Raw genomic sequence first — 12536 nt, forward strand, 5'->3', positions numbered from 1 at the left:
AACGTAACCCGCTCCCGCCTGGGACGACTCGTCCGCCAGGGATTCCTCGAGCAACCGGGACGCGGCCGCTACCAGAAACGGACTTAACGCCCTCTCAGAGCTGCCGAACAGGTTCCTGACCCCTGAGGACTTGGTCGAGATGTTCGAGCTTCCCAGCGTCGAGACGGTCTACCAGTGGCGACGCAAGCGCACCGGTCCCCGCGGCTTCCGCGTCGGCCGGCATCTCCGCTTCGACCCGAACGACGTGCGGTGCTGGGTCGACTCACAGCTTGGGAGGGCTGCCTGATGGCCGGCCACATCCAGGACCGCTGGTATCGGACCGAGGTAGGCGCAGACGGCAAGACTCGCAGGGTCAAGACCGACCGCCACGGATCGGGCATGCGCTATCGGGCCCGCTACATCGGACCCGACGGCACCGAGAAGTCCAAGAGCTTCCCGGACAAGCAGAAGCGCTTGGCTGACGCCTGGCTGACCAACATCGAAGCCGACATGGCGCGCGGGCAGTACATCGACCCGCGGGCGGCCCGTGTCACCTTCCGCGAGTACGCGGACCGCTGGCTCGCCGCGCTTACAACCGACCTCACGAGCCGGGCCGCCGTCGAGGGCAGGCTGCGCCTCCATGCCCTGCCGTATCTCGGCACACGCCCGATCGGATCGTTCCAGCCCGAGCACATCCGCGACTGGAACCGCCAGCTCGAAGACGCCGTGGCGTCTGCCCAGTACCGGCGGCTCATCTTCGACGCGGTGTCCTCCGTGCTCAATGCGGCCGTGGATGACCGTCTCCTGGCCTCAAACCCATGCCGGGCCCGATCTGTCAAAGCACCTCGTCCCGCGCCGTTACGCGTCCATCCATGGTCCGCTGATCAGGTCTTCGGCGTACGGGCTGGCCTCCCCAAGCGATACCGGGCCATGGTCGACCTGGGTGCCGGATGCGGACTCCGACAGGGTGAGATCTTCGGCCTGGCCGTCGACAACATCGGCGACCTCGGCTGGCTCTACGTCCGCCAGCAGGTCAAGAAAGTATGCGGCACGCTCGTCTTCGCCCCGCCGAAGCGCGGCAAGCTCCGTGACGTGCCCCTCGACCCGGAGGTGTCGACCGCGCTCCGCGAGCACATGGCAGCCTTCGCGCCCGTGGACGTCACCCTGCCCTGGCTGACCCCGACCGGTCCCAAGGTCACTCACCGGCTCCTCTTCACCAGCGGTATCGGCGCAGCCATCTGGAGCCAGGCGTTCAACGACCAGTCCTGGAAGCCCGCTCTCGCCTCCGCCGGCATCATCCCGGCCCCCGAGAAGGGCAAGCGCTACGCCGCCGCCCGCGAACACGGCATGCACGCGCTCCGGCACTTCTATGCCTCGGTCCTCCTGGATGCCGGGGAGAGCATCAAGGCACTGAGTCTCTACCTCGGCCACAGCGATCCGGGGTTCACCCTCCGGGTCTATACGCACCTGATGCCGTCCAGCGAGACGCGGACCCGGAAAGCCATCTCCGCGATGTACCGGGCCGCCGGTCACGCTCACGACGGCCCAGAGACGGCCCAGGCTGCCTGAGACGGCCCCTCATCGGCGGGAAACCTGCTGGTGAGGGGCCTTTTCATGCCCTCTCGCGGTAAGTAACACCCCATCTTGCCGCACCGCCACCGCTGTGAGGAAACGCGTTCCGGGCGGGGGCTCTGACCTGGGGTTTCCTGGACGCCGCCGGAGCCTCACCTGTCACTGCCGGTTGCCGTCGACCGGCTCCGGCACCCTCGCACGGCCCACCGACGCCCGGCCCCCGGGTGTCGCGCACTCCGCCACCTTCAGCGCGCTCGCCGACGGCTCGATGCCGTGGCATCGATGTGAGCGCGGCGTCAGAGCAGGATGTCAGCAAAACGCCTCAGGAACCGCGCAGACTTCCAGCGGCTTCTCCGGCCGGTCGGCCCACCGCCACCAGGTGTGCCGCTCTGCGCACCGCCACAGAGATCGGCAGGCCCTCCGGCCGTCGTCGTCTCTTCGGGCCAGCACAAGACCGCCCGACTTCAGGGGCTGCCTGCACTCGGGGCAGGAGGGAGCGTCCGCGGCCATACGCCGAAGCCTGGGCGTGGCTGTCGACTGAGCCGGCCGGCGGGGGCGCGGGTGGCGTTCAGTGGTGGGCCGGGGCGGAGGGCGCGGTGAGCAGGTGGTTGCGGTGGGTTCTGCGGCGGACTGCGGTGACGAGGATGATGACGGCGGCCGTGGTGATGCCGAGGACGGGGAGGAGGACGGCCGGGATCAGGTCGACCGCGAAGGAGATGAGGCCTCCGGAGTCACCGAAGGCGTAACGGGAGAGGGCGTGGGAGGAGCAGGTGACCGTGTAGTCGCCCGCTCGCTCCACGTCGGTGGCGCCGACCGGGGTCCAGGTCTCGTCGTAGGTGGTGAAGAGGTCGGCCCCCGGGTCCGTGAGACGCGGGCTGCCCGGGCCGGTGATGTCGCACTCCGGGCCGGGTGAGACGCCCGGGTACTTGGCCCAGATCGTCCGCTCGTTCTCCGGGTCGAGCCGCACGGTGACGGTGTCGCCGTTGGCGAACTGGTGTCCCGTGTCCACCGCGTCGAGCACGTTGTCGAGCCGGTACGCGCCGATGACCAGGCCCAGCGCGGTCAGGACGACGGCGATCGCGGCCGCGGTGAGGTACCAGTGACGCCCGGGGCGGAGGTCCTTTGCCGTCGGGGTCCGCGGCGGCGGGTGGGGCTGCATCAGGCCGCTCTGCCACGGGGGCACGTCGTCACTGTTCGTTCTTCCGGCGGACGAGCAGCAGGACCGCGCCGCCGATCACGACCAGGCCGATGGCCGCGCCGCCGATCAGGGGAGTCGTGTCGGAGCTGCCGGTTTCGGCGAGGTTGGGGTTGGGGGACGGCGTGACGACCGTGGCGGGCGCCGGTTCGCTGAGGGGGTGGGTGGTGTCCGCGAGGGCGGCGCTCTGGGTGCGGCAGTCGAGGACGCCGGCGAAGCGCTGTTCGAAGCCGGCCGGGCCGCGGATGGTGAAGTCGTAGGGGCGGTCCTCCGGCAGCGGGACCGGCACCGTACGGGTCTCGCCCGGCGCGATGGTGTACTCGGTGTCCAGGAGTTGGAAGGTGAAGGGCTCGTCGCCCTTGTTGAGCGCCGTGAGGTCCAGGGTGCCCTCGGTGCAGTTCTCCGTCGCGGACAGGGCCGGTACCGCCCCCTCGGCGGCCCAGGTGGCGGTGGCCGTCGCCGCGACCGTCGACTCGCTGGAGCCGGCCAGGATCTGGGTCTGGCTGCGGCTGTCCGAGGCGAAGGCGCGGCCGACCGGCACGGTCGTGGAGGCCTGGACGGACAGCTGGGCGGTGCCGGCCTCCGCGTCCTCGGGCACGTCGAAGAAGAGCTGGGTGCCGTCGGTGACCTCGGTGACGGGCCGGCCCTTCTTGTCGACGATCCGCACCGCGTCCTCGTCGGCGGCGCCCACCGGGGGCGTCACCGCGGCGCCGCCCGCGTTGGTGTGGACCGTCACCGGGCCCAGCCTCTCACCGGGACGGCCCGAGACGGCCGGCGGGTCGAGGGCGAGGGATGCCGCGGGCTCTGCCAGGTTGCGGGCGTTCTTCTCCAGGTAGTCGGCGAGCCGCTCCGCCTGCGGGTCGACGGCCTCGACGTCCGTGTCGTCCGAGTAGCGCCAGATGGCGACCTGGGTACCGGCCGCCGCCTCTTCCTCGGTGAGCGCGCGGACGCCCGCCTTCTTCGCGAGCGCGGCGAGGTCGTTGACCTGCGGGTAGCTGTGCTGCAGGATCCACCGCACGCGGCCGGCGTCCTTGTTGGTGCCCAGTGACGTGGCGCTCCAGGACGTTTCCCGGTACTTGGCGTCCTTCTGCGTCGGGTTCTGGATGTCGACGCAGTACGTCTGCAGCATGCCGCCGCCCTCGACGGACATCTCGAACAGGCCGGCCGGGACCTGCTGGTCGCCGTCCTCCCCGTGAATGACCGCGGTGCCGTGCGTCTTCAGGCCGCCTATGGTGGCCGTCGCTCCGCCCTGCCCCCGCGCCGCACCGTCCTGGGCGGCGGTGGCCGGAGCCGTGCCGACCACCACACCGGCGACGGCGAGCGCGGACACCAGCGCACCGGCGGCGAGACGCACCGCCCCTCGACCGGGCAGAGACGGCACAGCGAGCGAAGAAAACACCACATTCCCCTTCGAGCAGGACCCGTTGGCGTGGGGGGAACGGTCCCACCAGCAGAATCGGCAGCCGTACAAGGCTCGTTCGGCATCCTAAGGACGTGACGGACCGGGGCCGCCGGTGATCGTCGCCCTCACGGTGATCCGAATCGGAATCGTTATCGCCGACAGCCTCGTTGAGCAGGGCTTATCGACAAATCCACTTGGGACCGCCTCGGGCGCATGGGTCGATAAGTCGTGCTTCGGGCGGTTCCGGCCGGGGCTCGGTGTCACGCCACCGGGACGGGTTCCGGTTGCCGTTCGGGGGCCGGGGCGGCGGGCTCCCCGGTCGCTTCCCCGGCCGGGTCCGGTGCCGCGGTCTCCCAGTTGGGTTCCGGCTGGGGTGGGGAGGCCGACGCCTCCGTCCTGCCGGTGCGCCGGAACGCCGCCGTGCCGCGAGAGAGATCGTGGCCGATCGCCACCGCGTCGATGTCGGCCGAGGTCCGGCTCTGCCCCTCGCGGATGTCGGTGCGCACCTTCAGCCTGCCCTGCACGACGACGGGGTCGCCCACCGCCAGTGACGCCGAGGCGTTGGTGGCGAGCTGCCGGTTGGCCCACACCGTGAAGAAGTTGGTGTGGCCGTCCGTCCAGGCGCTCTTCTCGCGGTCCCAGTAGCGCGCGGTGACCGCGAGCCGGAAGCGCGCCGACGGTCCGTTCGCCAGGTCCCGGAAGACCGGCTGGGTGGCCACGTTGCCCACGGCGCAGATCATCGTCTCGTTCATCGCGAGTCCTCCCTCCCGTACGGGCACCTCCCGTACGGCGCCTTCCGTACGGGCATCTCCCGTACGACGGCCGGGGCGACCGCGTCCCTCGCGATCGCCGCGAAGGCCAGACTGCCCGCGATCGGGCCGGTCCGCCGGGGGCTGTGGACCGGCCCGGCGGCTGTGGACAACTCCGCCACCCGTGCGGGTGGCCGACAGCCCGTCAAGACCGCGGCCGCGCCTCCTACCTCGGCACGGCCCCCACCCCTGTGACCCGCGCGTACTGCTCCCGCACCTCCCGGTACCGCAGCAACTCGGCTGCCAGCGGGTCCAGCACCCGGGCCCGGCCGCACCCCGCGGCCGCCTCCCGCAACAGGCGTTCCGCCTCGTGGCCGTAGCGTCTGGCGGGTCCGCGGGCCGCCAGGCGGCAGCTCCACTCGATGAGGGGGCCGCCGACGATGCCGGCCACCATCAGCAGGACCGGTACGCCCAGGTTCGGCGGCACGATGCCGATGATCTGGCCCAGCAGCCACAGGCCGCCCACCACCTGGAGGAGGGTCATGGTCGCCTGGGCGAGAACGGCCACCGGCCACCAGCCGGGCCGCGGCGGACGCCCCGGCGGCGGCGCCGTGCGTCCCGCCAGTTCGTCGAGGGCCTCGGGCAGCCCGTGGGCGCCGCGGAGGGCCGCCTCGCGCATCGCCTGCGCCCACGGCGCGGGCAGTCCGGCCGACGCCCGCTCCGAGACCGTGCGCACCGCGTGCTCGACGCGTTGACGGGCGGTGGCCTCCTCGTCCGCCTGGGTGCGCGACGGCAGCCGTCCCGTGACGGGATCGCGCCGGTCGTGGTACCAGCGCCACAGCCGTAGCCAGGGTGTTCCGCACGCGCGGTTGGCGTTGCGCAGCCAGGCGCGTTCGGCGGCCTCGCCCGCCGCGGTGGCGCCGACCGCGTCGGCCAGCCGGTCCGCGAACTCCTCCCGCGCCTCCTCGCTGAGCCCGGTGCGCCGCCCGGTGACGTACACGGGGCGCAGATGCCGTGCGGCGGCGTCGACGTCGGCCGCGATCCGGCGGGCCGGGGCCTGCCGTTCGGCGACGAACTGGCCGAGTGCCTCGCGCAGTTCGCCGACGCCTTCGCCGGTCAGCGCGGACAGGGCGAGCACGGCGGCGCCGGGTTCGCCGTACTCGCCCAACGCGATGCCGTCCTCGTCGAGCAGGCGCCGCAGGTCGTCGAGGACCTGCTCGGCGGCCTCGCCGGGCAGCCGGTCGACCTGGTTCAGGACGACGAAGGTGACCTCGGCGTGGCCCGCCATCGGCCGCAGATAGCGCTCGTGGATCAGGGCGTCGGCGTACTTCTCCGGGTCGACGACCCAGATGACGGCGTCGACGAGTGCCAGGATGCGGTCCACCTGCTCACGGTGCTGCACGGCCGCCGAGTCGTGGTCGGGCAGGTCGATCAGGACGAGGCCGCGCAGCGGCGACTCGGAGTCCGGGTGCTGGAGCGGACGGCGGCGCAGCCGGCCGGGGATGCCGAGCCGGTCGAGGAGACTGGCCGCGCCGTCGCTCCAACTGCACGCGATGGGCGCGGCGGTGGTCGGCCGGCGGACGCCGGTCTCGGAGATCGTCACCCCGGCGAGGGTGTTGAACAGCTGTGACTTGCCGCTGCCGGTGGCGCCCGCGACGGCGACGACGGTGTGCTGCCCGGAGAGCCTGCGCCGCGCGGCGGCCTCGTCCAGGACCCGGCCGGCCTCGGCCAGGGTGCCGCTGTCGAGCCGGGCCCGGGAGAGCCCCACCAGCTCGCGCAGGGCGTCGAGGCGTGATCTGAGGTTGCCGTCGTAGGCGAGCGGCATGAGGGCGGCCGAGGAAGCGGGGGGCCTGCTCGGCAGGACGGCGTACGGCTCGGCTCCGCCGTTCTCGTCCACCCGCCGTGCGATCAGCCCGTCACCCCAGGCGCCCTCTCCGTCACCGGCGCCGGACGGACCGTCGGGCGAGGCGGACCCGGCACGGTCCGCGCGGCGGTGCCCACCGGCGGCGTCGTCCCGCACGCGCGAGCGGGAGCCGCCGGGGCGGTCGCTCCCGTGCTCGCGCGGACGCATCCCGCGTCCGGTGCCGACCCCGGTCTCCCGGGCGCCCCGACGCTCCCCGGTGGCGTCCTCGCGGTCGACGTGCGCCCGCGCGACGCGGTCACTCACGGCGTGGTCGCGGGGGGCCGCCTTGTCGGCAGGGACGCCCTGGCTCCGGTCGTCCCGGCCGTCCCGGCGGACCCCGTCAATGCGACCGGCCCCGCCATCCCGGCCGGCCCGGCTGACCCGGTCATCCCGGCTATCCCCGTTGTCCCCGTTGTCCCACTGGACAGAAGCGTCGCCCCGGGTGCCTCGCTCGTCCCGATGGCTCCGGCGGTCCCACAGGCCTCGCGGTTCGAGGTCGTCCCGGGTATCCCGGGCGTCCCGGGTATCCCGGGTATCCCGGGCGTCCCGGGCGTCCCGGGCGTCCCGAGCATCCTGGCCGTCCCGGCTGTTCCGAGCATCCTGGGAGTCCCGGCTGTCACGGGCATCCCGACCGTCCCGGAGGTCCCGGGCATCCTGGCCGTCCCGGCTGTTCCGAGCATCCTGGGAGTCCCGGCTGTCACGGGCATCCCCACCGTCCCGGAGGTCCCGGGCATCCCGGAAGTCCCGCCCGTCCCGCTCGACAGCAGCGCCCCGGATGCCTCGCTCCTCCCGGGCAGTCTGCTCTCCCCCGGCGTCCGACTCTCCCCGGCCGGTCCCGCGGTCCCGGGCGCCTCGCGGTTCGAGGTCGCTCCGTCCATCCCCGGCGTCTGCCACTTCCCGACGCCCCCGGCGGCCCCGGACAGCCTGCTCCGTCCGGACAGACTGCTCCCCGCGGGTATCCGGCTCGCCCCGGGAGTCCAGCTCGCCCCGCTCTTCCCGATGGCCCCCGTCGCCCCCCTTGTCCCGGTCGTCGCCGGAGTGGGAAGCGTCGGTGGGGTTCGTCCGTGCTGCCTCCTTCGTCGTGTGCTCGGTGGGGTCCTGGTCAGTGACGGCGGTCACCGGTCACCTCTCCTTCTGCAGTACGGACAGCGCGGCGATGAGCTCTGCCTGTGGCTCGGGGTGCACCTCCAGGGCGTCGAGCGGAGCCAGCCTGCGCTCGCGTTCGGCGTGCATGACCCGGTCGACGTGCTGGTCGAGCAGCCGTCCGCCCCGGTCGCGCAGTCGCAGCGCGCCGTGGGCCCCGATCCGCTCGGCGAGCCGCTCCCCGGCGGCACGCGCGCGCCGGCCGCCCAGCAGCACGGTGGCGACCAGGCCGGCCACCACCCCGGGGTCGGGCGCGAGGTTGCGGTCCAGCTCGCGGACCTCCTCCTCGGCGTACTCCTCCAACTCGCGCCGCCACCGCCGTACGGCCAGCCCGATGCGGTGCTCGGCGCTCTCCGTCGCGGGGGCGGGTGCGGCGAGTTCGAGGGCGTCCGCTGCCGGTTCCTGGCGCCAGGCCTCGTCGACGCGTTCGTCGGCGGCCGTGACGGCGCACAGCAGCAGGGCGCTCAGGCTCTCCACCAGCGAGTCGAGGAGTTCCTCCGGGGTGCAGTCGAGGGGAAAGGCCCGCCAGCGCTTGAGCGCGTCCCCGGCGAGCACGGCGCCCGCCTGCAACCGGCCCCGTACGCGCGCGTGCTCGCTGTCGTAGGCGCCGTCGACGGCGGCGGTGAGCCGCAGCGCGGCGGCGTACTGCGCGGCGGTGGCGCCGGCCAGTTCGGGCATCCGGGACTTCAGCGAGTCCAGGATGCCGTGCGCCGTACGGGCCATGGCGTGGTGCCGGGCCTCGAGTTCCTGGGCCCGCTGGACCAGCCAGGTCCGCAGCGGCGCCACGGCGCTGGCCGGGAGCAGGCCGCCGCCCCAGGCCGACTCGGGCAGTTCGGGGACGGTGAAGCGGGGGACGTCGCCGAGCCCGGCCTTGGTGAGCAGGGCCGCGTACTGCCGCGACACCTCGGACACCACCTGGTGCGGCACCCGGTCGAGCACCGTGACCAGGGTGGCGTCGTACTCCTTGGCGGTGCGCAGCAGGTGCCAGGGGACGGCGTCGGCGTATCGGGCGGCCGTGGTGACCATCACCCAGATGTCGGCGGCGCAGATCAGTTCGGCGGCCAGGACGCGGTTGTCGGCGACAAGGGAGTCGATGTCGGGTGCGTCGAGGAGGGCGATGCCGGGCGGCAGGGTGTCGGCGGTCTCGACGCGCAGCACGCGCGCGGGATTCTCGCCGGGCAGCAGCAGGTCGTCGTCCGGGTCACGGTGGGGCACCCACACGCGCGTGAGGTCGGGCAGCACCCGCATGCCGCTGAACCAGTGGTGGTCCTCCGGGTGGCACACCAGGACCGGCGTGCGGGTGGTGGGCCGCAGGACACCCGCCTCGCTGACCCGGCGTCCCACCAGGGAGTTCACCAGGGTGGACTTCCCGGCGCCGGTGGATCCGCCCACGACGGCCAGCAGCGGCGCCTCGGGTTCCTTCAGTCGGGGTACCAAGTAGTCGTCGAGCTGGGCGAGCAGTTCGTCGCGGTTGGCACGCGCGCGTGGGGCTCCCGGCAGGGGCAGCGGGAAGCGTGCGGCCGCGACACGGTCGCGCAGGGCGGAGAGTGCGTCGAGCAGCTGAGGCCGTACGTCCAAGGTCACCACATGTGAAGAATGCCCAATTTTGAGGGAATTCTGAAGCATATGGGCATGATGAGCATGTCTGCGCGCCGACCGGATACTCCGGACGGAAGGGACTACCGGGACACGAGGACAGTCCAGGCATAACGAGTGGACAACACCCGATGCGCGAGGAGCCAAAAGCGATGCACGATTCGTAACTGCCTGCGATTATCAGGACCGCTTCACCGAACCTCCACATAGAGCCACGGAGGGGAAGCATCCGGGACATGGAGCCGGGAGCCCTATCCTTGTCCCCGGCGACCTCAGGGGCCGGTCACACCCGGACCCCACGACCGAGGCCACCACACCAGGCCCCCGTAGCTCAGCGGATAGAGCAGGCGCCTTCTAAGCGCTTGGCCGCAGGTTCGAGTCCTGCCGGGGGCGCCACTGGCATCACGTCAGCTGGACCGCGTTTTGCCTGGTCAGACTGTGCCTGACGTTCGCGCGCCTCCAGCGTACGGCCGCTCAGCGGACGGCGCTGGAGTCCGGCTGGCACCGGCTGAGACCGGGGTTCTACGGGTGGCTGTCCCCCATGCGTCCCCCAGTCCCTAGGGGCCAAATGCATCCAAATGGCCCCGCACGGCAACGCCAAAGGGCGGTGCCGGGCCCCAGGGGCTGGGGCCCGGCACCGCCCTTCTCGCTCCGGGCTAATCGGCCTCGCTGACATACCTGACGTCGTGGATCTGCTTCAGGTAATTATCCCGCTGGCCGACGATGCACCGCGCATAGATGGCCAGCAGCACGGGAACGCTGTTCCCCGCCCACTCGGCGACCTGGGCCGGGGGTATGCCCTTGTTGAGCCACGCAGTGAGGCAGGTGTGGCGGCAGTCATACACGCGCTTGCCCGCCGGCGACTCGTACTCGTGGGGCTGGAGAACCTCCGCTCGGGCCTTGTCCCAGACGCGCCGAAAGACCGAGCCCGCCAGCCTGCCGCCGAACTCTCCAGGGAAGAGGAGGTCTGCCGGCTTGAGCTTGTACTTGTTGATGACCTCGCGGAGGAAGGCGACGAGATCAGGGTGGATCGGCACGGTCCGGGTGTCGCCCTCCGCCCGCCCCTTCAGGTCACGGTCATCGTGGGGCTCTCCGCTGTCGGTCCACTGACTACCGACCTCCGGCCGGGCGCTGTGGACGATGAACTCGCCCCAGCCCTCTTCCGGCAGCGTGGCGTCGCTCACGTGAAGTGCGACCGCTTCCTCGGGGCGGAGGCCGGCGTAACAGAGCGTCGCGAAGAAGGCTCGGTAGAGCGGACCTCGCCGCAGGGGACGTGTGCCGATCCAGGCCAGGAGGGCGGTGACCTGCTCGGGGTTCAGCAGAGACCGCTTGTCGATAGCCTGAGCGACCTTGGGGGCGCCGCCTCCACTTCCCTTGCCTTTGGGCAGTGGGTTCTGGCGGAGGACGCCGTGGCGGACCGCGTACTCCATCACCAGGTTCATGATCCGACGGTTGCGGGACACGGAGCTGGCGGCTGCGGCGGTGCCATCCAGAAGCGTCCCGAGAGCGGATATGACCGAGTCGACGTGGTCCGACTGCTCCCACGCCGACATGGACAGCGTGTTGCGCTGAACCCAGTCGAGAATGACGCGCACGTCGTCGGGCATCGTTTCCTCGGGGTTCGTCCGGCGCTTGGAGTTGAAGGCCCATTCGCGCAGTGCCATCCGCACCTTGACCGGATCGAACTGCTTCGGAGGCGTGCGGAGCAGGGCGATGGTCACAGGGGTCAGAGCCTTGGCGACGTTTTTTCGTGTGTTGGCGGAGAAGCGCGGCCAAGATTTGTCGACGAATTCGACCGCGAAGTCATACCAATTGATGTCTGCCGCCTTGCTGGCGTACGAGATCGGCAGGCCGGTCTCGTGGCTGAAGGGCTCACCACGCTTGACCGCGGTCAACAGGTCGGAGCGACGGGCATCCGCGAGTGCCTTGGTCGGGTACGTCTTGCTGTGCTTCTTGGTACCGACCTTCCAGATCACCTTGTAGGTGTATCCGTTCGCTCGCGTCCGGCGCTCGATGTTGTAGATCCGTACGTCAAACGTGCCATCAATCAAGATGCGTCCTCACAATCAGTAAGCCAGTTTTCGAAATCGCTACGTCGCACTCGCAGGGAGCCATTGGGAAGTCGGATGCAACGCGGCCCGCGACCCTTCTGCCGCCAGTCGTAGAAGGTGCTGCGTGCGACCCCCAACTCGACGCACACTTCATCGACGGTTAGCTTCGCTCCAGGCCGGACTGCTACTGCCATGACTTCACCCCGTTGCCGCTGCGAGCATCGTGGCGGCAACGGCCTACCGCCTCGAGATGAAAATGGGCAGGGGGTATCACAAGTCGGCACATGCGAGTGAGGTCCTTAGCAGACGGGCGCGGAGCGCGATGGAGCAGAGACAAAACGCCAGACCCCAGCGGCACAGCGAGGCGTCGCTGACTAGAGCCGATTGGAGTCGCGATTCAGGGCAATAGCGACCGTGCGCCGAACATGAACTCCTTACGTTTTACGGCGCGATCGACTACGCCCGCCCCCGACTCCACCGCCAAGCACAGTCGGGTGCGAACTCCCTCAATGGTCTGCACGATCCCCGGTTTCGGTAACCGGGGATCGTCGGCTACATTCCGCCCCCGCAACCGCGAGCTACGAGGTAAGCCGGTAGGACCTGAGCGCGGGGTGCGCGTGGTCATCCACCAGGGCGAGAAGCCCGCCCTCGGTGAGTCGACTGAGGTTGCGAGCCACGACGCGTTCGGGGCCGCCGACGGCTCGTGCGATACCTCGGGCTTCGGCGCCGGGGTGCGCCGCGACGTGCGCGAGCACCACCAGGTCTTGGCGATGCCCACGCTGCGCCAAGTCCTCACCGAAAAGGCCGGCGGCGCAGACGCAGAGGCACAGGGCCGTGGAGAGGGCGGCGTAGTCGGCCTTCGTCTGGGCGGTCCATGCGTTCATGGCGCCGAGCGCCATGAGGATCGAAGCAGTGACGCGGACCGATCGAAGTGCGGCCTTCGGCA

Annotated in this window: 10 protein-coding genes and 1 tRNA gene; 3 read left to right on the forward strand and 8 right to left on the reverse strand. The window is 71.2% G+C overall.

The genetic code is table 11. The annotated features are described in order from the left end of the window. Positions 1 to 139: 139 nt before the first annotated feature. Both AB0P07_RS31895 and AB0P07_RS31900 read left to right on the forward strand, forming a co-directional pair. Positions 140 to 286 (forward strand): DNA-binding protein, encoded by a 147-nt coding sequence (locus AB0P07_RS31895; protein WP_365556671.1) that lies wholly within the window; start codon positions 140 to 142, stop codon positions 284 to 286. Beyond that, complete coding sequence (locus tag AB0P07_RS31900) at positions 286 to 1548, forward strand: tyrosine-type recombinase/integrase (RefSeq protein ID WP_365556673.1); 1263 nt, start codon at positions 286 to 288, stop codon at positions 1546 to 1548. The genes AB0P07_RS31895 and AB0P07_RS31900 overlap by 1 nt, the downstream gene beginning before the upstream one ends. 571 nt (positions 1549 to 2119) lie before the next feature. On the opposite strand, the gene AB0P07_RS31905 is transcribed toward AB0P07_RS31900, so the two are convergent. The 5 genes from AB0P07_RS31905 to AB0P07_RS31925 all read right to left on the reverse strand — a co-directional run bounded on the left by AB0P07_RS31905 (position 2120) and on the right by AB0P07_RS31925 (position 9530). Further along, positions 2120 to 2734 carry a hypothetical protein gene (locus tag AB0P07_RS31905; protein WP_365556675.1) on the reverse strand — a complete coding sequence of 205 codons (615 nt, stop codon included), beginning with the start codon at positions 2732 to 2734 and terminating at the stop codon, positions 2120 to 2122. A 4-nt stretch (positions 2735 to 2738) separates the two neighbouring features. Continuing rightward, positions 2739 to 4145, reverse strand: coding sequence for a Cys-Gln thioester bond-forming surface protein (locus AB0P07_RS31910; protein ID WP_365556677.1), 1407 nt, complete (start codon positions 4143 to 4145; stop codon positions 2739 to 2741). A 263-nt stretch (positions 4146 to 4408) separates the two neighbouring features. Beyond that, positions 4409 to 4900, reverse strand: a complete 492-nt coding sequence (locus AB0P07_RS31915; RefSeq protein WP_365556679.1) for a single-stranded DNA-binding protein — start codon at positions 4898 to 4900, stop codon at positions 4409 to 4411. A 223-nt stretch (positions 4901 to 5123) separates the two neighbouring features. Next, complete coding sequence (locus AB0P07_RS31920) at positions 5124 to 6968, reverse strand: YfjP family GTPase (RefSeq protein WP_365556876.1); 1845 nt, start codon at positions 6966 to 6968, stop codon at positions 5124 to 5126. A 954-nt stretch (positions 6969 to 7922) separates the two neighbouring features. After that, positions 7923 to 9530: a dynamin family protein gene (locus tag AB0P07_RS31925; protein ID WP_365556681.1), complete on the reverse strand. Its 1608-nt coding sequence runs from the start codon at positions 9528 to 9530 to the stop codon at positions 7923 to 7925. 329 nt (positions 9531 to 9859) lie between these two features. On the opposite strand from AB0P07_RS31925, the gene AB0P07_RS31930 reads away from it, so the two are divergent. Further along, positions 9860 to 9935, forward strand: a tRNA-Arg gene (locus AB0P07_RS31930). A 260-nt stretch (positions 9936 to 10195) separates the two neighbouring features. Here AB0P07_RS31930 and AB0P07_RS31935 read toward each other — a convergent pair. The 3 genes from AB0P07_RS31935 to AB0P07_RS31945 form a co-directional block, all read right to left on the reverse strand. After that, positions 10196 to 11590 (reverse strand): tyrosine-type recombinase/integrase, encoded by a 1395-nt coding sequence (locus AB0P07_RS31935; protein ID WP_365556682.1) that lies wholly within the window; start codon positions 11588 to 11590, stop codon positions 10196 to 10198. Beyond that, the gene (locus AB0P07_RS31940) at positions 11587 to 11784 is read right to left on the reverse strand and encodes a helix-turn-helix domain-containing protein (RefSeq protein ID WP_365556684.1); all 198 of its coding nucleotides are present in this window, start codon (positions 11782 to 11784) and stop codon (positions 11587 to 11589) included. The genes AB0P07_RS31935 and AB0P07_RS31940 overlap by 4 nt, the downstream gene beginning before the upstream one ends. Positions 11785 to 12168: 384 nt before the next feature. Beyond that, positions 12169 to 12489 (reverse strand): MarR family transcriptional regulator, encoded by a 321-nt coding sequence (locus AB0P07_RS31945; RefSeq protein ID WP_365556685.1) that lies wholly within the window; start codon positions 12487 to 12489, stop codon positions 12169 to 12171. Positions 12490 to 12536: the final 47 nt, after the last annotated feature.

Origin of the sequence: Streptomyces sp. NPDC085944 (assembly GCF_040686295.1) — a bacterium.
Classification (GTDB): domain Bacteria; phylum Actinomycetota; class Actinomycetes; order Streptomycetales; family Streptomycetaceae; genus Streptomyces; species Streptomyces salinarius.